General features: G+C 71.9%; 20 protein-coding genes. 13 read left to right on the top strand and 7 right to left on the bottom strand.

All coding sequences use genetic code 11. The features are described from left to right. The first annotated feature begins 31 nt into the window (after positions 1–31). The 5 genes from AB0M93_RS23010 (at position 32) to AB0M93_RS22990 (ending at position 5,834) form a co-directional block, all read left to right on the top strand. A complete protein-coding gene (locus AB0M93_RS23010; RefSeq protein WP_364276221.1) occupies positions 32–928 on the top strand; it encodes an acyl-CoA thioesterase II in 897 nt (298 codons plus the stop codon). 350 nt (positions 929–1,278) lie between these two features. Further along, positions 1,279–2,181: a helix-turn-helix transcriptional regulator gene (locus AB0M93_RS23005; protein WP_364276220.1), complete on the top strand. Its 903-nt coding sequence runs from the start codon at positions 1,279–1,281 to the stop codon at positions 2,179–2,181. Positions 2,182–2,194: 13 nt separating this feature from the next. After that, positions 2,195–2,398 (top strand): DUF397 domain-containing protein, encoded by a 204-nt coding sequence (locus AB0M93_RS23000; RefSeq protein WP_354823618.1) that lies wholly within the window; start codon positions 2,195–2,197, stop codon positions 2,396–2,398. A 151-nt stretch (positions 2,399–2,549) separates the two neighbouring features. Continuing rightward, entirely contained in the window at positions 2,550–2,759 is a 210-nt protein-coding gene (locus tag AB0M93_RS22995; RefSeq protein ID WP_364276219.1) for a hypothetical protein, read from the top strand. Between the two features lie 60 nt (positions 2,760–2,819). After that, complete coding sequence (locus tag AB0M93_RS22990; RefSeq protein WP_364276218.1) at positions 2,820–5,834, top strand: AAA family ATPase; 3,015 nt, start codon at positions 2,820–2,822, stop codon at positions 5,832–5,834. A gap of 141 nt (positions 5,835–5,975) precedes the next feature. Here AB0M93_RS22990 and AB0M93_RS22985 read toward each other — a convergent pair whose 3' ends face one another. The 3 genes from AB0M93_RS22985 to AB0M93_RS22975 form a co-directional block, all read right to left on the bottom strand. Further along, positions 5,976–7,586 (bottom strand): succinic semialdehyde dehydrogenase, encoded by a 1,611-nt coding sequence (locus AB0M93_RS22985; protein ID WP_364276217.1) that lies wholly within the window; start codon positions 7,584–7,586, stop codon positions 5,976–5,978. A 110-nt stretch (positions 7,587–7,696) separates the two neighbouring features. Continuing rightward, entirely contained in the window at positions 7,697–8,716 is a 1,020-nt protein-coding gene (locus AB0M93_RS22980) for a hypothetical protein (protein WP_364276216.1), read from the bottom strand. Positions 8,717–8,789: 73 nt separating this feature from the next. Continuing rightward, on the bottom strand, positions 8,790–9,407 hold the full coding sequence (locus AB0M93_RS22975) for a TetR/AcrR family transcriptional regulator (RefSeq protein WP_364276215.1): 618 nt from the start codon (positions 9,405–9,407) through the stop codon (positions 8,790–8,792). A gap of 94 nt (positions 9,408–9,501) precedes the next feature. Between AB0M93_RS22975 and AB0M93_RS22970 the strand changes: the two genes are divergently transcribed. Both AB0M93_RS22970 and AB0M93_RS22965 read left to right on the top strand, forming a co-directional pair. Further along, positions 9,502–10,653: an acyl-CoA dehydrogenase family protein gene (locus AB0M93_RS22970; RefSeq protein ID WP_364276214.1), complete on the top strand. Its 1,152-nt coding sequence runs from the start codon at positions 9,502–9,504 to the stop codon at positions 10,651–10,653. Between the two features lie 13 nt (positions 10,654–10,666). After that, the gene (locus tag AB0M93_RS22965; protein ID WP_364276213.1) at positions 10,667–11,803 is read left to right on the top strand and encodes a CaiB/BaiF CoA-transferase family protein; all 1,137 of its coding nucleotides are present in this window, start codon (positions 10,667–10,669) and stop codon (positions 11,801–11,803) included. Here the strand turns inward: AB0M93_RS22965 and AB0M93_RS22960 are convergent. Further along, entirely contained in the window at positions 11,800–12,330 is a 531-nt protein-coding gene (locus AB0M93_RS22960; protein ID WP_364276212.1) for a GNAT family protein, read from the bottom strand. The two genes, AB0M93_RS22965 and AB0M93_RS22960, sit on opposite strands and share 4 nt — an antisense overlap. A gap of 235 nt (positions 12,331–12,565) precedes the next feature. Here AB0M93_RS22960 and AB0M93_RS22955 point away from each other — a divergent pair, with 235 nt between their 5' ends. From AB0M93_RS22955 to AB0M93_RS22935, 5 genes are all read left to right on the top strand, one after another. Beyond that, a complete protein-coding gene (locus tag AB0M93_RS22955; protein WP_004558947.1) occupies positions 12,566–12,733 on the top strand; it encodes a hypothetical protein in 168 nt (55 codons plus the stop codon). A gap of 361 nt (positions 12,734–13,094) precedes the next feature. Next, positions 13,095–13,577: a helix-turn-helix transcriptional regulator gene (locus tag AB0M93_RS22950; protein ID WP_364276211.1), complete on the top strand. Its 483-nt coding sequence runs from the start codon at positions 13,095–13,097 to the stop codon at positions 13,575–13,577. 123 nt (positions 13,578–13,700) lie between these two features. Continuing rightward, a complete protein-coding gene (locus AB0M93_RS22945; RefSeq protein WP_364276210.1) occupies positions 13,701–14,621 on the top strand; it encodes a lytic murein transglycosylase in 921 nt (306 codons plus the stop codon). A 109-nt stretch (positions 14,622–14,730) separates the two neighbouring features. After that, positions 14,731–15,084 (top strand): hypothetical protein, encoded by a 354-nt coding sequence (locus AB0M93_RS22940; RefSeq protein WP_364276474.1) that lies wholly within the window; start codon positions 14,731–14,733, stop codon positions 15,082–15,084. A gap of 13 nt (positions 15,085–15,097) precedes the next feature. Then, entirely contained in the window at positions 15,098–15,451 is a 354-nt protein-coding gene (locus tag AB0M93_RS22935) for a DUF3817 domain-containing protein (protein ID WP_364276209.1), read from the top strand. Here the strand turns inward: AB0M93_RS22935 and AB0M93_RS22930 are convergent. After that, positions 15,429–16,862 (bottom strand): MFS transporter, encoded by a 1,434-nt coding sequence (locus tag AB0M93_RS22930; RefSeq protein ID WP_364276208.1) that lies wholly within the window; start codon positions 16,860–16,862, stop codon positions 15,429–15,431. The two genes, AB0M93_RS22935 and AB0M93_RS22930, sit on opposite strands and share 23 nt — an antisense overlap. 135 nt (positions 16,863–16,997) lie before the next feature. Between AB0M93_RS22930 and AB0M93_RS22925 the strand changes: the two genes are divergently transcribed. Next, the gene (locus AB0M93_RS22925) at positions 16,998–17,561 is read left to right on the top strand and encodes a TetR/AcrR family transcriptional regulator (protein ID WP_364276207.1); all 564 of its coding nucleotides are present in this window, start codon (positions 16,998–17,000) and stop codon (positions 17,559–17,561) included. 19 nt (positions 17,562–17,580) lie between these two features. On the opposite strand, the gene AB0M93_RS22920 is transcribed toward AB0M93_RS22925, so the two are convergent. Then, complete coding sequence (locus tag AB0M93_RS22920; RefSeq protein ID WP_364276206.1) at positions 17,581–19,173, bottom strand: cation acetate symporter; 1,593 nt, start codon at positions 19,171–19,173, stop codon at positions 17,581–17,583. After that, on the bottom strand, positions 19,170–19,607 hold the full coding sequence (locus AB0M93_RS22915; protein WP_364276205.1) for a DUF485 domain-containing protein: 438 nt from the start codon (positions 19,605–19,607) through the stop codon (positions 19,170–19,172). Before AB0M93_RS22915 ends, AB0M93_RS22920 begins: the two co-directional genes overlap by 4 nt. Positions 19,608–19,746 lie beyond the last annotated feature (139 nt).

Raw genomic sequence — 19,746 nt, 5'->3', positions numbered from 1 at the left:
GCGTCACCCGTCCAGCGCATAAGGTCTGGCCATGACTGAAATGGCCAGGACGGCCGCCACCGAACTGGAGATCCCCGGTGGCGGCCAGCCGGTGCTCGACCGCCTGATCGCGCTGCTCGACCTGGAAAAGATCGAAGAGAACATCTTCCGCGGCGTCTCGCCCGCCCACTCGCCGGTGCGGGTGTTCGGCGGGCAGGTCGCCGGCCAGGCGCTGGTCGCGGCCGGGCGCACCGTCCCCGAGGAACGCCGGGTGCACTCGCTGCACGCGTACTTCATCCGCGGCGGCGACCCCAGTGTGCCGATCGTGTACGAGGTCGACCGGATCCGCGACGGCCGGTCGTTCACCACCCGCCGGGTCGTCGCGATCCAGCACGGCAAGGCGATCTTCTCGCTCTCGGCGTCGTTCCAGACGGACGAACCGGGCATCGAGCACTCCGAGGCCATGCCCGAGGGCATCCCGGCGCCGGAGACGCTGCCGACGCTGATGGAACGCGCCGAGGGGTACGCCATCGGCGCGCACGCCCGGCCGCGGCCGATCGACCTGCGGTACGTCAACGAGCCGCCGTGGGTCACCCGGGAGACCGGCGAGCGGCCCGCGCGCAACCAGGTGTGGATGCGCGCCGACGGGAAACTGCCCGACCAGCAGCTGCTGCACGTCTGCGTGCTGACCTACGCCTCGGACATGACACTGCTCGACTCGGTGCTCGCGCGCCACGGCGTCTACTGGGACACCGACAAGGTGCTCGGCGCCAGCCTCGACCACGCGCTGTGGTTCCACCGGCCGTTCCGCGCGGACGAGTGGTTCCTCTACGACAGCGCCTCGCCGACGGCGTCCGGTGCCCGCGGTCTGGCCACCGGCCGGTTCTTCGCCGAGGACGGCACCCTCATCGCGACGGTCGTCCAAGAAGGACTCTTGCGCGTCTTGTGAAGTTCGCCGGGAAATCACCCTTCCGGGCGACGAATAGCTCGAATATTCGTCCCGAATAAAGGGCACTCGGCCGACGTGAGGGGGCCGGGACCGATCGGGGGACGGCCCCGGACCCCTTCGCCCGACGACCGGGCAGCACTTCGCGCGATCATCGTCTACCCTGCTCAGAGGCCCGTCGAAGCCACGGCGGGCCGACCGTCGAGCGCCCGTTGCAGTGCAGGGTGCGAGGATACAAGAGCATTTTGCAAATTGCAGATCCGGTGCCGGCAATCGCCTCGTGTTAATGCTCCACCGACTCTGCGACCGGCTGGTTAGATACAGGAAGCACGTCGAGATCCGGAGGTGCCGCGATGGCAAGGGGACAGAGCCCCACGGTTCGCCGCCGGAGGCTCGCGGGGGAGCTGCGCCGGCTCCGCGAAGCCGCGGACCTCACCATCGACGAGGTGGGGGAGAAGCTCGAGTGCTCCGCCTCGAAGATCAGCCGCATCGAAACCGGCCACGTCGGGGTCACCCCGCGTGACGCCCGCGACATGCTGGCCCTCTACGGCATCACCGGCGACGAGCAGGAGGCGCTCGTCCAGCTGGCCAGGGAGGCCCGCAAGCGCGGCTGGTGGCACGCGTACAACGAAGTCTTCACCGGCACCTTCGTCGGGCTCGAGGCCGACGCCAGCTCACTGCGGGCGTTCCAGGCGCTGCTGGTGCCGGGGCTGCTGCAGACCGAGCGGTACGCCCGCGCGGTGATCCGCGCGCTGCGCCCGGACGCCGAGGACGCCGAGATCCGCCGGCGCGTCGCGGCCCGGATGGCGCGCCAGGAACTGCTGTCCGAGACTCCGCCGCCGGAGTACTGGGCCGTGATGGACGAGGCCGTGCTGCGCCGCGTGGTCGACGGCCCCGAGGTGATGGCCGAGCAGCTGTACCGCATGGTCACCGTCGCCGAGAAGCCGAACGTGACCATCCAGGTGGTGCCCTTCGGCGCCGGAGCGCACCCCGGCATGGAAGGCCCCTTCCTGATCATGGGGTTCCCCGAGCAGGCCGACCCGGACGTCGTCTACGTCGACGACAGCACGTCCAGCGGCCTCTACCTGGAGGAACCCACAGACGTCCGGCGCTACGGGCTGATGTTCGACCATCTGCGCGCGGCCGCACTGAAGCCGGACGACTCGGTGGAGCTGATCGCCGAGGCGGCCGGACGGTTCGCCGAACAGGCGGCCGTACCGGCTCCGGTGCACCATCTGGAACCGAGGACACAGTAAGGAGTTGGGGACCATGGAAGCAGAACTCTCCGGGGCGCGGTGGCGCAAGAGCAGCCACAGCGGCGGCGGCAACGACTGCGTCGAGGTGGCGTTCGTCGGCGGCGGCGCCGCGGTGCGCGACTCGAAGGACCCCGAAGGGGGTGCGTTCCGCCTGCCCGCGTCGGGCTGGCAGGGGCTGCTGGCCGCGGTGCGGACCGGCGGCCCGGCCCTCGACTGAGGCGCTCGGGAAGACCCCTTACCCCCGCCGAGCTGGGCTCGGCCGGGAGTAAGGGGTCTTTTCGCGTCCAGGCATACGTGATCACCCGATGCTCGGGGTGCTCCCTCAGGACGAACCTGAGTGTCACCAACGACGGAGACAGGGGAACACGATGCACAGCGATCTGCTGCTCGACGCAGTCCGGGCCGAAGCGGCCTACCGGGCCGAGGAACTGCGGAAGGCCGGGCGCAGCGCCTGGGCCGCCCGCGCCCGCCGCGCCGTCCGCCACCTGCGGGCCGCGCACAGCGAGGTCGACGTACCGAAGCAGGAGCGCCGGGAGGCCACGCGGGAGACCGCGGGTGTCGGCGAGACTGCCCGGTAAGGGCCGGTGAAGGTGTCAAAGGCGATAAGCGGTCGGAAACTGTCGGTGGGGTGAGCAACAATGCTCCTCGTGCCCAGACTCGGCTCCGGAATCCCGCTCGTCGCCCGTACCCACGAGATGCGGCGGCTCCGCGCCGCCTTCGCCCGGGCTGAACGCGGCGAAGCCGGCGCGGTGCTGCTCTCGGGGGACGCCGGGGTCGGCAAGACCCGGCTGCTGACCGCGCTCGGCGAGCACGTCGAGGCGTGCGGTGGGCTGGTGCTCACCGGCCGCTGCATCGACGTCCGCGAGGGTGGTCTTCCTTATCTTCCGTTCGCCGAGGCGCTCGCCCCGCTGGGCAGCGCGACGGACCCGGCGGTCGCCGCCGCGGTGCGGGCCCGGCCCGCGCTCGGGCGGCTGCTGCCGCAGGGCCCGGGCTTCGAGGAGCCCCGGACGGCCGAACACCCGCCGATGACCTCCAACGACCGGGAAACCATGGTGCGTCCCCGGCCGGAGCAGGACCTCGGTCAGCTGCAGTTGTTCGACGCGGTACTGGGGGTGCTGACCGAGGTCGCGGAGTCGCGCCCGGTGGTGGTCCTCCTGGAGGACCTCCACTGGGCCGACGCCTCGACCCGCAACCTGCTGTCCTTCCTGCTCAGCCGGCTGCGGGCGCAGCGGCTGCTGGTCGTGGGCAGCTACCGCGAAGAGGACGTGCACCGCCGTCACCCGCTGCGCGGCCTGCTCTCGGAGCTGGTCCGGCTGGCCACGGTCGAGCGCGTCGACCTGCACCCGTTCGGCGCGGTCGACGCGCGCAAGTTCGTCGAGGCACTGGCCGACGAGCCGCTGGCGTCGGACGTCGTGGCCGACATCGTCAGCCGCTCGGAGGGCAACCCGTTCTTCGCCGAGGAGCTGCTCGCCACCAAGACCGAGTGCAACGACCTGCCCGCCGGGCTGGCCGAGGTGCTGCTGTCCCGGCTCGAACGCCTCTCGCCGGACGCCCGCCGCGTCGCGCGCGTGATCTCGGTCGCCAACGAGCCCGTCATGCACGCCGCGCTCGCCGAGGTCTCCGGGCTGGGGGAGCTCGAGCTCGACGACGCGCTGCGCGAAGCCGTCCAGCACCACGTGCTGGTGGTGCTCTCCGACGGCTCCTACACGTTCCGGCACGCGTTGCTGCAGGAAGCGGTGTACGGCGATCTGCTGCCGGGGGAGCGGTCGCGCACGCACGCGGCGTACGCGGCGCGGATCAAGGCGCGGCCCCAAGGCCGCGGGCACGACGCGAAACTGGCCTACCACTCGATGCAGAGCAGCGACCTGGTCACCGCGCTGCCGGCGTTGCTGCGCGCGATGGACGAAGCCGAGAAGCTCGGCGCACCCGGGTCGGCGCTGCAGCACGTCGAGCAGGCACTGTCCATTTGGGACGCCGTCACCCCGGCGGACCGGCCCGCCGACTTCGACGAGCTGCGGCTGCTGTACGAAGCGTCCTACTTCGCGGGCACCTCGGGCGAGCCCGAGCGGGCCGTCGCGTTCGCCCGCTCGGCCACCCAGTCGCTGACCCCCGACATCCCGATCGACCGCGCCGCGAAGGTGTGGCGGCGGCTGGCGGACGCGCTGCTGGCGCTGGAGGGCACCCTCGAGGAGGCCGTCGCGGCCATCGACCGGGCCTGGGACCTGGTCAAGGACACCGAGCCCAGCTCGGCGCGGGCCTGGGTGCTGGCCAGCCGGGCCGGGTTCCTGCGGATCCTCGAAGAGCCCGAGGCGGCGCTGGAGAGCGCGCGGATGGCGGTGTCGGACGCGCAGGCCGTCGGCGCGGCGGGGGCGGAGGCGTCGGCGCTGGTCACCCTGGGCACGCTGGCCGACTCGCGGGGCGAAGCGGCCGAGGCGCGCGAGTGGCTGCACAAAGCCGAGCGGAAGGCGCGTGATTCCGGCGCGCTCAACACGGAGATCCGGGCCATCTACTTCCTCGCGCTCAGCTACGACGACGAGGGCGCGTTCACCGAAGCGCTGGAGCACACCGCCCGCGGCGTCGCCCGGGCCGAGGAGTCCGGGCTGAGCTGGAGTTCGTTCGGGCTCGAGCTGCGGGCGCGGCAGCTGATGCTGCGCTACCTGATGGGCGACTGGCCGGACGAGAGCGCCGGCCGGGCCGGGCGCGGGGTGTCCAGCGCGGTCGCCGCGCGGATCCAGGCGATCTGGTCGCTGTTCGTCGTCGCCCGCGGCCGGTTCGACGAGGGCGCGAAACTGCTCGGCGGCCTGCGGCAGCACTGGACGGCGGACATGCAGATCCCGCTGGCGGCCGGGGGCGCCGGGATCGAGCTGGCGTACTGGCGGGGTGACCACGCCGAGGCGGTGCGCCGGGCCGAGGACCTCATCGGCTGGCTGGAACGCATCGAGTCCGGCCTGCTGGCCGGCATCCGCGTGGCCGCGCTGGGCGTGACCGCCGCGGCCACCCTGGCCGCCGGCGCCCGGGTCCACGGCGACCAGGCCGCGGCCGACGCGGCGATCGCGGCCGGCGAGCGGATGCTGACCCACGGCCGGATGTGCGCGGTCGTCGGGCAGCCGCGGTCGGGAACGCTCGGGCCGGAAGGGCGGGCGTGGCTGGCCCGGCTGGAGGCGGCGGCGTCCTGCCTGTCCGGCCGCGGCGACGCGGGGAAGTGGGCGGCCACGGCGGAGGCGTTCGGCTACGGAGCGGTGTACGAGCAGGCGATCTGCCGCTGGCACGAGGCCGAGGCGTTGCTGGCCGCGGACGCCGACGCGGGCGCGGCGCTGGAGTCGGCCCACGCGGTGGCGGTCCGCCTCGGCGCGATCCCGCTGCGCGACGCCGTCCGCGACCTGGCGCACCGCGCCCGCGTCGAGCTGGCGGGCGTCGAGCCGGCGGCGCCGGCCCGCACGGTCACCGACCCGCTGACCGACCGCGAACGCGACGTCCTCGAGCGCGTGGCCCTGGGCCGCACGAACCGCCAGGTCGGCGAAGAGCTCTACATCAGCGAAAAAACGGTGAGCGTCCACCTGTCCCGCGTGATGGCGAAGCTGGGCGCCAGCCGCCGTGCGGAAGCGGTCGCGATCGCCTACGACCGCGGCCTGTTGACCGCCCCCACCGCGTGATCAGAAGGTCAACTCACGTGATTGGGAAGTCGACACGCGTGATTGAAGGGTCGACACGGCTGAGCCTGCGGGGTTCGCCGTGTCGACCCTCAAATCACGAGTGCTGACCCTTCAATCACGTGAGTTGACCCTTCGATCACGTCAGCGGGGGAGGCGGCGGAGGGCTTTGAGGCCGAACGTCATGCCGCGGGACCACAGCGAACCCGGGATCGCGCGCGGCGGGCGAAGGGCGAGGCCGCGCTGGAGGGCGATCGACTGGGACTCCGTGTACTTCAGCAGGCCCTCGGCGCCGTTGCGGCGGCCGACGCCGGAGTCCTTCATCCCGCCCATCGGGACGCCGACGCTGCCGAACGTCGCCGCGTAGCCCTCGTTGACGTTGACCGTCCCGGCCTTGAGCCGGGCCGCGACCTCCCAGCCCGCGCGGCCGTTGCGGGACCAGACGCTGGCGTTGAGCCCGAACGGCGTGTCGTTGGCGCGCTCGATCGCGTCGGTGACGTCGGTGTAGCCGTAGATCGACACGACCGGCCCGAACGTCTCCTCCGCGAACGGCAGCATGCCGGGGGTGACGCCGGAAAGCACCGTGGGCTCGTAGAACAGCGGGCCGAGGTCGGGCCGCGCGCGGCCGCCGGTGAGCACCGACGCGCCCTTCGCGCGGGCGTCCTCGACGTGCGCCGACACCGCCGCGAGCTGCTCTTCCGACGTCAGCGAGCCCATCTGGGCGTGGTAGTCGAGCGCGCCGCCGAGCCTCAGCGCCGCGGTCCGCGCCACGAAGGCCCGGGTGAATTCGTCGCGGATGTCCTCGTGGACGTAGATCCGCTCGACCGACACGCACAGCTGCCCGGCCGAAGAGAAGCACGCCGTCACCGCGCCCGTCGCGGCCTTCGCGACGTCGGCGTCGGGCAGCACGACCATCGGGTTCTTGCCGCCGAGTTCGAGCGAGTACGACGTCAGCCGCTTCGCCACCTGGCCGGCCAGCTCCTTACCGGTCGGCGTGGAGCCGGTGAAGCACAGGTAGTCCGACTCCTCGACGAGCGCGGTGCCGATCTTCGAGCCGCGGCCGAGCACGATCTGCCACGTCCCGGCGGGCAGCCCGGCCTCCTCGGCGAGCTCGTGCAGCCAGAGCGCCGACAGCGCCGTCTGGTTGTCCGGCTTCTGCACCACGGCGTTCCCCGCGGCCAGTGCGGGCAGGACGTCCATCGCCGTCAGCGCCAGGGGGTAGTTCCACGGCGAGATGATCCCGACGACGCCCTTGGGGTGCCGGATCTCGCCCGCGCGGGTCAGGCCGGGGATGACGCCGGCCATGCGGCGGGGCGCGAGGAGCTTCGGGGCGTGCTTGCCGTAGTAGGCCGCCACCAGCGCGGTCGCGCTGACTTCGTCGAACGCGTCGAGCCGCGCCTTGCCCGCTTCGACCTGGACCAGGTCGAGCACCTCGTCTTGGCGGGCGAGCACGAGGTCGTGCAGGCGGGTGAGGACGCGGGCGCGTTCGGCGGGGGAGCGGTCCGCCCACGCGCGCTGGGCGACCCGCGCGCTGCCGAACACCGCGCGGACGTCGGCGTCGGTGGCCTGCGGCAGGGTCGCGATCGGCTGCCCGGTGAAGGGCGCGGTCATCCGGATCGGCGCCGAGTCCGCGCCGCCCGCCACCCGGGCGACGAGCTGGGCCGCTCGCGCCGAGCCCGGCGCCCCGGCGACGCCGCCGACGGTGGGCGGCAGCGGGGTGTCTTCGACGGCCTTCGCGGGGGTCGTGCTGGTCATGACGTCTCCGTTCCACGGCGTCCGGAGTCCCGCGCGACGCCGCGCAGGGGTTACCGACGAGTACACCATACCGTCGGTACGTCAGATGTCCAGCCTGATGTGAATATCTTTCACGTATTGGGTGGGTTCAACGGCGGCAGCTGGTAGTTCGGCTCGGTCGGCGACGCGGGTTCCTGCTGCGACGGATGGGACTGAGCCTGCGTCACGCCGCCGTAAGGGTCGTCGAGCCGTGATGACACCCCGCCGGCTTCCGGCACCTCGCCGGACTGCGCGGGGAACGGGTTCCCGAACGGCTGCGCCGGCGGCTGCGCGGCGAACGGCTGGGAAGGCGGCCCGCCGGCCGGTTGTGCCGGGAACGGCTGCGAAGGTGGCCCGCTCGGCGGTCGCGTGCCGAATGGCTGCGGGTTGCCCGACGGCGGCGTCGGGAACGCCTGGCGCTGCGGCCCGCCGTAAGGCCCGCCCGGCGGGTACTGCGGGTACGGCTGCGCCCCGTACGGCCCCGGCGGCGGCCCGCCCGCGACGGCCGTGGCGGGCGCCCGGCGCCCGGCCAGCACCGCGAACACCAGCGTCACCAGGGCGACGACCCCGCCGCCGAGCAGCAGCCAGAACCCCGTCCCGGTCGCGTAGTGGGACTTGACGGTCCCTTCGTCGGTCTCGTAGCTCAAGGTCGCCGAGACGTCCATGCCGAGCATCCAGACCGCCGCGGTCACCCCGGCGGCCCCCGCCACCAGCGCCGTCCGCGCGCCCGAACGCAGTCCGGGGCCCGCCGAGCGGCGCGCGCCGGCGAACGCCAGCCCGGCCCCGGCCAGCAGCACCACCGCGCCGGCCGACAGCGGGATCCCGTACCGCGCCACGTGGGTCTGCTCGTAGAACTTCTTCGCCTCGGCCTCCGGCTCGACGGTGAACGAGCGCGACCAGGCGCTGATCGTCTGGCTGCTCTCCGTCTTCCCGTCGACGACCTGCTCGAACGACGTCTGCGGCAGGAACGACCCGGCGATCACCAGCACCGCGGCGAGGACGCCGAGGATTCCGGCGAACAGCCGGAGGAAGGCGCCCGGGTCGGCAGACGGCTGTGCCGGCGGCGGGGTGGGCGGCGGCCCGTAGGAGTACGGGTACGGGGCGGCGGTCATCGGAACTCCCCTCGTTCGCCAGGATTGGACCACGAAATCCGCCTGCGGGATAAGGGGCAAAGCACGGTTGTGGTCAGCTCGGCGCAGTGGTGGCGTCCTGGTAGAGCAGGACGGCGATGCGCTTCCACTCCTCCAGCAGCTGGCGGCGCCGGGCCGGGTCGCCGCCGAGTTCGGCGTCGAGCGCCAGCCCGCGGGTGAGGTTGACGGTGAGCCAGAACAGCATCTCCGCGCGTTCCGGCGGGAGTTCGCCGGCGACCTGCGTGACCTGCTCCAGCGTGGCGCGGCCGAGCGCGCGGTCGACCGGGCGGATGGCCGCGCGCAGTTCGGGGTCGGTGCGGGCGGCGACCCACAGCTCGGTGACGGCGGTCGAGAGCGTGCCGGAGTAGCCGGCCCACAGCAGGTCGATCGCCGCGGCGACGCCGCTGCCGCCGCTGGGCAGCTCGGCGAGCGAGGCCGCGAGCTGCCGGCGCAGCTTCGTCGTCAGGTGCTCGACCGCGGCCGCCATCAGCTCGGCCTTCGCGGTGAAGTGGTGCTGCACCGCGCCCTTTGACACGCGCGCGCGGGCGCAGATCTCCTGGACCGACGTGCGCGCGTAGCCGACCTCGACCAGGCAGTCGATGGTGGCGTCGAGCAGCGCCGTGCGGGTCTGCTCGCGCCGCTGCGCCTGGGTCCGGTGCGCCGTCTCGGTCACCGCGGCCTCCCTGCTTTACCTACCGGACGGAATGGATGTACATTCCGATCAGAACTTACATGCTGCTCGTCATGTTTTCCAGCAGGAGGGTCCCGTGCCACTGCAACTGCCGAAGAGTTCGTGGAGCACCACCGAGCTCGACGACCTCCGCGAACTCGCGCGGTCCTTCCTGCAGAAGGAAGCCGTCCCGCACCAGGAGCGCTGGGCGGCCGAGAAGAAGGTCGACCGCGACCTGTGGACGAAGGCGGGCGACGTCGGCCTGCTCTGCCTGTCCATCCCCGAGGAGTACGGCGGGGGCGGCGGCACCTTCGCCCACGAAGCCGTCCTCTACGAAGAGCAGGCGCGCGCGGGCGACAGCGCGTGGGGCGTCACCGTCCACAATGGAATCGTGGCGCACTACCTGCTCGCCTACGCCTCCGAAGAGAAGAAGCGCGAGTGGCTGCCGAAGCTGGCCAGCGGCGAGCTGGTCGGCGCGATCGCGATGACCGAGCCCGGCACCGGCTCCGACCTGCAGGGCATCAAGACGCGCGCGGTCCGCGACGGCGACCACTACGTCCTCAACGGCGCGAAGACCTTCATCACCAACGGCCTGCACGCCGGCCTCGTGGTCGTCGCGTGCAAGACGGACCCGGACGCGGGCGCGCAGGGCGTCTCGCTGATCGTGGTCGAGACCGACACCCCGGGCTTCCGCCGCGGCCGCGTGCTCGACAAGGTCGGGCTCAAGGGCCAGGACACCGCCGAGCTCTTCTTCGACGACGTCCGCGTGCCGGTCGGCAACCTGCTCGGCGACGCCGAGGGCCAGGGCTTCATCCAGCTCATGCTGCAGCTGCCCCAGGAACGGCTGATCATCGCCGTCACCGCGGTGGCCGGCCTGGAGGCGGCGGTCGACCTCACGCTGGAGTACACCAAGGAGCGCACGGCGTTCGGCCGGCCGATCTTCTCCTTCCAGAACACCAAGTTCAAGCTCGCGGAGGCGGCGACCGAAGCCGCGGTGGCGCGGGCGTTCCTCGACCAGTGCATCGAACGGCACCTCAAGGGCGAGCTCGACGTCCAGGGCGCGGCGATGGCGAAGCTGTGGACCACCGAGCGCGTCAACAAGGTCATCGACGACTGCGTGCAGCTCTTCGGCGGCTACGGCTACATGACCGAATACCCGATCGCGCGCGCGTGGGCCGACGTCCGTATCTCCCGGATCTTCGGCGGCACCAGCGAGATCATGAAGGAAATCATCTCCCGCTCGCTCTGAAAGGACCACGGTCATGAAGGCAGGTCCGCTCAGCGGCCTGAAGGTGGTGGAACTCGCCGGGCTCGCGCCCGGGCCGTTCGCCACGATGATCCTCGCCGACCTCGGCGCCGACGTCGTCCGCGTCGACCGCGCGCAGCCGGGGGAGGACGTGCTCGGCATCGGCACCGACCCGCTCGCCCGCGGCCGCCGGTCCGTCGGCATCAACACGAAGACGCCCGAAGGCGTCGAGCTGGTGCTGAAGCTGTGCGACACCGCCGACGTCCTCATCGAGGGCTTCCGGCCCGGGGTCGCCGAGCGGATCGGGCTCGGCCCGGACGTCGTGCACGCCCGCAACCCGCGGCTGGTCTACGGCCGGATGACGGGCTGGGGCCAAGACGGCCCGCTGGCGAAGGCGGCCGGGCACGACATCAACTACATCGGCCTCGCCGGCGCGCTCGAACCGATCGGGCGCGCCGGCGAGCGGCCGGTGCCGCCGCTGAACCTCGTCGGCGACTTCGGCGGCGGCGGGCTGCTGCTGGCGATGGGCATCCTGGCCGCGCTGTACGAACGGAACACCTCCGGGCGCGGCCAGGTCGTCGACGCGTCGATGGTCGACGGCGCGGCCCTGCTCACCACGAGCCTCCACGGCATCAAGGCGGCCGGGCTCTGGTCGGACGAACGCGGCGAAAACATGCTCGACGGCGGCGCGCCGTTCTACGACACCTACGAAACGGCGGACGGCAAGTACGTCGCCGTCGGCGCGATCGAGATGCGGTTCTGGGGCGACCTGGTCAAGGTCCTGGAGCTGGACCCGGCGGAGCTGCCGCTGCACATCGACAAGACGCAGTGGCCGAAGCTGCGCGAGATCGTGGCGGGGGCGATCGCCAAGCACACCCGCGACGAACTCGTCGCACGCGCCGAAGGCACCGACGCGTGCCTGACGCCGGTGCTGTCGCCCACCGAAGCGGCGTCGCACCCGCACAACGCGGCGCGCGGCACGTTCGTCGAGATCGGCGGCATGGTGCAGCCGGCCCCGGCGCCGCGGTTCGACCGGACGCCGCCCGCGACGCCGGAAGCCCCGCGCCCCAAGGGATCCGACACCGAAGCCGTGCTCGCCGAGCTCGGCGTCACGGACCTGGGCACGCTGCGTTCGGCCGGGGTGATCGCCTAGTTCTTCGCGAAGTCGGAGCGCACGACCGAGTAGATGACGTGGTCGCGCCACTCGCCGTCACGGAAGTCGTAGCCGCGAAGGACGCCTTCGCGGGTGAAGCCGGCTTTCTCGAGCGAGCGTTGTTCGGCGCGGTTGCCGAGCTCGGTCGTCGCTTCGACGCGGTTCAGCTGCGTGTGCGCGAAGAGGTAGGCGACGAGCAGGCGCTGGGCCTCGGTGCCGTAGCCGTGGCCGCGGGCTTCCGGGGCCAGCACCAGGCCCATGTTCCAGCAGTAGGCCGCCGGCCCGGTGCGGGTCCGGTGCCAGGAGACGAGGCCGAGCACGCGGCCGCCGAGCGTCGGCACGAGCATGCCGGTCTCGGCGGTGAGCATCCCGGTCTCGTGCCACCGGCGGCGCAGGTAACCGGGATCGTGCCAGCCGAACCACTGGTGCTCGCCGGTGGCGGCCGGATCGTTGGTCAGCCGTTCGAGGAGCTCGAGATCGGCCTCGGCCACCGGCCGGAGCTCCACTCCGGAAGCTTCGTCGTCCATCGGGTGACCTTATCGGCCGCTTGACCGGAACCGGCCCGGCGACGCGGCGGACAGCTCACTCGAGGCATGGCCGGTGACGGAACGGGCATGACGCGTGCTCCGGCGGGCTTCACGCGTGATCCGGCGGGCATCACGGCGCTCGGAGAGCTGATCGAGGTGTCTTCCGGGGCCGCCTTCCCTACAGTATCGGTGTGGCCACTCCCAGGACGGGGACGGCGAGCCGGGGAGGAAACACATGTCGGGCGGCGTGAAGAAGATTCTCATCGTGGGCGTGGTCGCGCTCGTCCTCTTCTTCCTCATCACCCAGCCCACGCAGTCCGCCGACTTCGTGCACCGCGTGCTCGGCTGGCTGAAGGACGGCGCCGAAGCGATCGTCACGTTCTTCCGGACGCTGTTCTCCTGACCTGGTGCTTCTCCGTACCGGTACCGCCACGGGCGGTGCCGGTGGCTACCCTGCGTGTTAGCGGACGGTAAATCACCCAGCGTCACCGATCTCGGATTTCGGACTCCAACGCTCGACCATCCGGGTGGATTGCGGTCGAAAACGCGCAGGTCGCCGAATTCATGGCATCGGGGGTCTGGCGAAGGGGACCACCCCGGCCCTACGGTGCTCACATTGCGTGATCGGGTGGTTCGCCACCCCCTCGGAGAACCCCGGTACGCAGGCAGTTTCCACTCAGCAAGGTGCAGGTTGGTGCGTGCGGCACCACCGCGTGGGACAGGCGTCAGGGCCTGTCCGTCGGGGACCTACCAAGGAGGCAGGGATGACCGGAGATCCCGGAGTGGACGCGTTGATCCGGCAGTGGGCCGCCGAGCGCGAGCAGACCCCGGAGGAGCAGGAGGTCGACCGGATCGCGTCCGCGTGGCTGGCCGACGCACCCGCGCAGGCTCCGGGCATTCCCGGCCAGCGCGCCCGGACCGGGCAGTCCCGGTTCGTCCCCGTCGAGTCGGCCGACCCCGGCTACCTCGAAGCGATGCGCCGCCGGCTGCCGGAGGTGCCCGAAGAACTCCTCACCGCCGCCGCGGGCTGGTGGCAGATGGTCGGCGGCGTCGCCGAGGCCGAGGAGTGGTGGGACGCCGGCCTCAGCCCGCTCGACCAGCGGGCGCTGGACTACCGGGCGGCCGGGCTGGCGCCGTCCGACCTGAGCCGCCGGCTCGGGCCGATGACCGTTCTGCAGCACCTGCGCCGCGGCAGCGCCCCGGCCTGGTGCGTGGCGCGGCTCGCGCGGCAGCAGAAATCAGCCTGACGAGACGGTTTCCACTCGGCCGGGTGACCCGGTGAGGTGAGACGATCGGGACGGCCCGCGTAACGCCAACGTGCGCGGGCTCGTTGACACTTCGTCGACACCACGCTGGAGGACCGGAGTTTCGTGCGCACCAGGACCGGAAAGACCGAGGACGACCCCATCGGCGCCGACGCCGAGGAAGCCGCCCCCGCCGTACCGGCACCGGCGCCGCGCTCCGCGGGCGTGGCCGTGCTCACCCGGCTGATCGTGGTTCTCGCCGTGCTGGCCGTGGCCGGCGGCGGGATCTGGCTCATCACCCGCGCGGCGACGCCGGAAGCGAGCCCGACGACCACCGAAATCCCCGCGTTGCAGGTCAAGGCGGCCGACGTCCGCCCGGGCTCGGTCGCCCCGGCCGGCGGCGCGGTGGCGGGCGGGGCCGAGCAGCAGACGAGCCCCCAGCAGGCCCGCCCGAGCAGCACCGGCCCGGCGACGCTCACGCAGTGGGCGAGCCAGGTCGCCGCGGTCACGGGCGTCCCGGCCCGGGCGCTGCAGGCGTACGGCAACGCCGAGCTGGCGATGCGCGCGGACCAGCCGTCCTGCAAGATCTCGTGGGCGACGCTGGCGGGCATCGGCCGCATCGAGTCCAACCACGGCCAGTACGCGGGCGCGGTCCTGGGCGCGGACGGCCGCCCGTCCAAGCCGATCATCGGAGTTCCGCTCGACGGATCGGCGGGCGTCCAGGCGATCGGCGACACGGACGGCGGCCGCTACGACGGCGACGTGGGCGTGGACCGCGCGGTGGGCCCGATGCAGTTCATCCCGGGAACGTGGCGCAGGTGGGCCTCCGACGGCAACGGCGACGGCCTCGGCGACCCCCAGCAGATCGACGACGCGGCCCTGGCGGCAGCGAGGTACCTGTGCGCGGGCGGCCGCGACATGGCCAGCCCGAGCGGGTGGTGGGCGGGAATCCTGTCGTACAACAACTCGACGGAGTACGCCCAGAAGGTGTTCGGCCTGGCCGACGGGTACGCGAAGGCGGCGCAGTCGGTGCGCAAGCAGGGCTGAGAGCCCGGCCACCTCGGCCGCGACCGCGCATCGGCTCTCAGCCGGCCAGTGCTAGCGTCGAAGTGTGCCAGCTTCCCCGCCGCCGGCCGCCTCCCCGTGGGGACGGCGGATCGCGATCGTCGCGACCTGCTTGGTGAGTCTGCTCGTCTGCTGCGGGCTCGCCTGGTGGCAGTGGGACCGCTTCACCTCGGCGAACGGCACCTTCCAGAACCTCGGCTACGTCCTGCAGTGGCCCCTGTTCGGCCTCTTCCCGGCTTTCATGTTCTGGCGGATCCGCCAGCTCCGGCTGAAGGCCGAAGCCGACGGCACCGCGGGTGAGCCGCCGAAGCCGGCGCCCGTTGCCGAGGTGCCCGCTCCGCGTCCCCGTCCGGACGTCAAGGTCACGGACGAGGACGCCGAGCTGGCCGCGTACAACCGTTACCTGCGCGAGCTCAACGCCCGTGATCAGCAGGCCGCAGAGTGAGGACGACGATCCGATGACCACCAGCACCGAAGGCAGCACCGAGGGCGCCCGGACCGCCGCGCCGCTCGCCGGCCCCCTGGTCCGGTTCCGCACCGCCGCCTACGTCACCGGTGTCGGCCTGCTCGGCCTGTGTTTCGTGATGGTGCTGCGGTACGGCTTCGGCAACCCGACGCCGTCGGCCGTCTACTCGCCGATCCACGGCGTCCTCTACATGATCTACCTGGTGCTGACCATCGACCTGGCGATCAAGGCCCGCTGGTCGATCAAGGGCACCGTGCTCGTGCTGCTGGCCGGGTGCGTCCCGTTCGTCTCGTTCCTCGTCGAGCGCCGGGTGACGCACAAGGTCAAGGCCGGGCAGAAGCTGTAGCCCGGCGGAACGTCAGCGCCACCAGGACTGTGCAGGCCGCGATCACCGCGGCCGTCGTGAACGCCGACGTCATGCCGTCGACCACCAGCTGGGGTCCGGTGGTGCCGGCCGCGGCCGACGAGCGGGTCGCCGAGCCGAACACCGTCACCAGGATCGCCAGCCCCAGCGTGCTGCCGACCTGCTGCATCGTCTGCAGCACGCCGCCCGCGGCGCCCGCGTCCTCGGCGGGCACGGTGGCCATGATGATCACGTTCAGCGGCGCGAACGCCAGCCCGCCGCCCAGGCCCATCAGCAGCAGCGGACCGAGCAACGCCGGGAAGTACGTGCTGTCGGTGGTGAGCAGCGCGAGCCAGCCGACGCCGGCCACCATCAGCACCGAACCGGTGAGGGCCAGCGGCTTCGGCCCGTAGCGGGGGAGCAGCCGCGGCACCAGCCGGCTCATGGTGAAGATCAGTGCCGCCATCGGGAGGAAGGCGAAGCCGGTGGCCAGCGCGGCGAAGTGCCGGATGTCCTGCATGAACTGGGTCAAGAAGAAGAACATCGACATCATCGCCATCGGCGCGAGGAAGAAGTTGGCGTAGGCCGCGCTGCGGTTGCGTTCGGCGAACAGCCGCAGGGGGACCAGGGGCAGCGCGGTGCGGGCTTCGAGGGCGACGAACCCGGCGAGCAGCGCCAGCCCGCCGGCGAGCGAGCCGAGCGTGACCGGGTTGCCCCAGCCGTCGGACGCCGCGTGGGTGAAGGCGAACACGAGCGCGCCGACGCCCAGGGTGCCGGTGACCGCGCCGGGCAGGTCCAGGTGCGCCCGGCGGCGTTCGGGTTCGGCCACGAACCGCGGCGCGAGCACCGCGATCGCCAGCCCGAACGGCACGTTGATGAACAGCGCGGCGCGCCACGAGATCCACTCGGTGAGCAGGCCGCCGACGATCAGGCCGATCGCGAAGCCGCCGCTGGACATCGCCGAGAACAGCGCCAGGGCGCGGACGCGGGCCTTGGCTTCGGTGAACGTCGTCGTGACCAGCGCCAGGGTGCTCGGGCCCGCCATCGCGGCGCCGACCCCCTGCAGCACGCGGGCGGTGATCAGCAGCGCGGCGGAGCCGGCGAGGCCGCCGGCCAGCGAAGCGAGGGTGAACACCGTGATGCCGGCGACGAACATGCGGCGCCGGCCGAACAGGTCGCCCGCCCGGCCGCCGAGCAGCAGCAAGCCGCCGAAGACGAGGCTGTAGGCGGTCATCACCCAGGACAGGCCGGTGGCGGAAAAGCCCAGGTCGGACTGGATGCGCGGGAGCGCGACGTTCATCACCGTCGCGTCGAGGACGAGCATGAGCTGGCAGGTCAGGATGATCGCGAGGACCAGCCCGCTGCGGTGGGGGCGCGCCGGTACGGGCGCGCGGTCGAGCGTCTGTTGCGACAAGGGATACTCCCCCGAGGAGTAAGAGAGGAAGCGGAGAGCTTCTCCGCTTGGTGCGGATCCGATAATATGGAGAGCGTCTCCGGATGCGCAAGTGAATTCGGAGAATCTCTCCGGTTAAGTGGCGAGGAGGCCGGGATGCCCGAGGCGGGTGAGCGTCCGATGCGGGCGGACGCGCGGCGCAACTACGAGCGCATCGTCGCGACGGCGAAGGATCTCTTCACGGCGCACGGCGCCGACGTGCCGCTGGACGACGTCGCCAAGAAGGCCGGCGTCGGCGCGGGCACCCTGTACCGGCACTTCCCGACGCGGGAGAAGCTGTTCGAAGCGGTCTACCGCGACGAGATCACGGTGCTCGCCGACCGCGCGTTCGTCCTGCACGACGAGCTGCCGCCGTGGGAGGCCCTGGAAGCGTGGCTGCTCGCCCAGGTCACCTGGGTCGTCGAGCGGCACAAGCTGGCGACGATCCTCAAGGAGTCCATCGACTCCGGCTCGGAGACCTTCCAGTACTGCCAGAAACGGCTTCGCGAAGCGACGGGCGTGCTCGTCGAAGCGGCGCAGGAAGCCGGGCTGGTCCGCCCGGACGTCGTCGGCGCGGACGTCCTCCGGCTCGGCCACGGCGCCGGCATGGCCGTGCGCAACTGCAGCCCGGAAGACGGCAAGCGCGTGTTGAACGTGATCCTGGACGGCCTGCGCGCCTGACGCAGGCCGGCGGTGCGGATCAGCTGCCGATGCCGGTCATCGACCGGACTTCCATCTCCGCCTGCTTCTCCGCGTCCGCCTTCGGCCGGCCCACCAGCGTCCCGACGAATCCGCAGAGGAACGAGAACGGGATCGACACCAGGCCCGGGTTCTTCAGCGGGAACCAGGCGAAGTCGACGCTCTTCAAGATCGAGTCCGGGGCCCCCGAGACGACCGGCGAGAAGAGCACCAGCAGCAGGCACGCGATCAGGCCGCCGTACATGCCCCAGAGCGTGCCGGTGGTGTTGAACCGCTTCCAGAACAACGAGTACAGCAGCGTCGAGAGGTTGGCCGACGCCGCCACCGCGAACGCCAGCGCGACCAGGAACGCGACGTTCTGCCCGTTCGCCAGCACGCCGCCGACGATCGCCAGCACACCCACCACGATCGCGGTCAGCCGCGCCACCCGGACCTCGTCCGCCGGTTCGGCCTTGCCGCGCTTGAAGATGTTCGCGTAGACGTCGTGGGCGAACGAGGCCGACGCGGTGATCGTCAAGCCGGCCACCACCGCGAGGATCGTCGCGAACGCCACCGCGGCGATCACGCCCAGCAGCAGCGTCCCGCCGATGTGCAGGGCCAGCAGCGGCGCCGCGGAGTTCTCCCCGCCCGGGGCGGTCTTGATCTCGTCCGCGCCGACCAGCGCGGCCGCACCGAAGCCGATGACCAGCGTGCACACGTAGAAGATGAGCATGCACACGGTGGCCCAGACGACCGAGCGGCGCGCCTCCAGGGAATTCGGCACCGTGTAGAAGCGCATCAGCAGGTGGGGCAGCGACGACAGGCCGAGCACCAGGGCCAGCGCGAGCGACACGAAGTCGAGCTTGGTCGTGTTGTCCATGCCGTAGGAGCCGCCCGGCTCCAGCAGGTGCTCGCCCAGCGGGCTCTTCTCGGTCGCCGCCGAGAGCAGGTTCGAGAAGCTGAAGCCGTACTTGCCGAACAGGAACACCGCCATCAGCACCACGGCCAGCATCAGCACGCCGGCCTTGATGATCTGCACCCACGTGGTGCCCTTCATCCCGCCGACCAGCACGTACACCACCATGATCAGGCCGACCACGCCGATCACCAGCGCCTGCCCGAGCCGGGTGTGGATGTCGAGCAGCAGGGCGACCAGGCCGCCGGCGCCCGCCATCTGCGCCAGCATGTAGAAGAGCGAGATCACCAGGGTCGACGTCGCCGCCGCGGCCCGGACCGGGCGCTGCTTCATCCGGAAGCTGATGACGTCGCCCATCGTGAACCGGCCGGTGTTGCGCAGCAGCTCGGCGATCAGCAGCAGGTCGACCAGCCAGGCGACCAGGAAGCCGATGGAGTAGAGGAAGCCGTCGTAGCCGTGGACGGCGATCGCGCCCGCGATGCCGAGGAACGACGCCGCCGACAGGAAGTCGCCGGAGAGGGCGATGCCGTTCTGGCGGCCGGTGAAGGCGCTGCCCGCGGCGTAGTAGTCCGACGTCGAGGAGTTCCGGCTGCCGGCGCGGTAGACGACGTACAGCGTGATCGCCACGAACAGGGCGAACACGACGGTGTTGACGACGGGGTCGCTGGCGGGCGGCCCGCCCGCGGCGAGGGCGCTCATCGGCGCTTCTCTTCCACCAGGCCCGCGCGCGCCCGCAGCTGCTCGACCCGCGGGTCGAGCCGGCGGCGCGCGTAGCGCAGGTAGAGCCAGGTGATCAGCGCGGTGCTGGCGAACTGGCCGAGGCCGAACAGGATGGCCACGTTGACCTGGCCGAACACCTTGCGGCTCATGAAGTCGTGCGCGTAGGCGGCCAGCAGCACGTAGGTCATGTACCAGGCGAAGAAGGCGAAGGTCAGCGGGAAGACGAAGCCGCGGAACCGGCGGCGCAGCGAGACGAACTCGGGGCTGGCCTGGATCGCGCGGTAGTCGGGGTCCGGGGGTGTGGCCGGGCCGGGGGACCGGCCGGCGGCCGGGTCGCCCCCGGCGGGCAGGACCGGGATCCGGCTCGTCTCCTCGAGGGCGTTGCCCGGCGCGGGCCGCGCTACGTCGTACATGGTGCCTCCGGCAGAGTGCCTCCGTGGCGGCGGACCCGGAGTGCCTGCGTGCGGGCCCCGGACCGCCCTTGCGGACTGCGAGGGCACATCGTAACTACGCCGTCCGGCCCAGCCGAAGGCGCCCGGACCGGCCGGTCGG

It is taken from the genome of Amycolatopsis sp. NPDC051102 (assembly GCF_040682815.1).
Lineage (GTDB): Bacteria > Actinomycetota > Actinomycetes > Mycobacteriales > Pseudonocardiaceae > Amycolatopsis.
This window is presented reverse-complemented; position numbering and strand designations above follow the sequence as displayed.

Bases quoted from the DNA above. Each gene is read 5' to 3' on its own strand.
- AB0M93_RS22935 (WP_364276209.1), top strand. From the start codon at position 15,098: ATGACCACCAGCACCGAAGGCAGCACCGAGGGCGCCCGGACCGCCGCG.
- AB0M93_RS22920 (WP_364276206.1), bottom strand. From the start codon at position 19,173: ATGAGCGCCCTCGCCGCGGGCGGGCCGCCCGCCAGCGACCCCGTCGTC.
- AB0M93_RS22925 (WP_364276207.1), top strand. From the start codon at position 16,998: ATGCCCGAGGCGGGTGAGCGTCCGATGCGGGCGGACGCGCGGCGCAAC.
- AB0M93_RS23005 (WP_364276220.1), top strand. From the start codon at position 1,279: ATGGCAAGGGGACAGAGCCCCACGGTTCGCCGCCGGAGGCTCGCGGGG.
- AB0M93_RS23000 (WP_354823618.1), top strand. From the start codon at position 2,195: ATGGAAGCAGAACTCTCCGGGGCGCGGTGGCGCAAGAGCAGCCACAGC.
- AB0M93_RS22950 (WP_364276211.1), top strand. From the start codon at position 13,095: ATGACCGGAGATCCCGGAGTGGACGCGTTGATCCGGCAGTGGGCCGCC.
- AB0M93_RS22955 (WP_004558947.1), top strand. From the start codon at position 12,566: ATGTCGGGCGGCGTGAAGAAGATTCTCATCGTGGGCGTGGTCGCGCTC.
- AB0M93_RS22995 (WP_364276219.1), top strand. From the start codon at position 2,550: ATGCACAGCGATCTGCTGCTCGACGCAGTCCGGGCCGAAGCGGCCTAC.
- AB0M93_RS22990 (WP_364276218.1), top strand. From the start codon at position 2,820: ATGCTCCTCGTGCCCAGACTCGGCTCCGGAATCCCGCTCGTCGCCCGT.
- AB0M93_RS22985 (WP_364276217.1), bottom strand. From the start codon at position 7,586: ATGACCAGCACGACCCCCGCGAAGGCCGTCGAAGACACCCCGCTGCCG.
- AB0M93_RS23010 (WP_364276221.1), top strand. From the start codon at position 32: ATGACTGAAATGGCCAGGACGGCCGCCACCGAACTGGAGATCCCCGGT.
- AB0M93_RS22965 (WP_364276213.1), top strand. From the start codon at position 10,667: ATGAAGGCAGGTCCGCTCAGCGGCCTGAAGGTGGTGGAACTCGCCGGG.
- AB0M93_RS22915 (WP_364276205.1), bottom strand. From the start codon at position 19,607: ATGTACGACGTAGCGCGGCCCGCGCCGGGCAACGCCCTCGAGGAGACG.
- AB0M93_RS22980 (WP_364276216.1), bottom strand. From the start codon at position 8,716: ATGACCGCCGCCCCGTACCCGTACTCCTACGGGCCGCCGCCCACCCCG.
- AB0M93_RS22960 (WP_364276212.1), bottom strand. From the start codon at position 12,330: ATGGACGACGAAGCTTCCGGAGTGGAGCTCCGGCCGGTGGCCGAGGCC.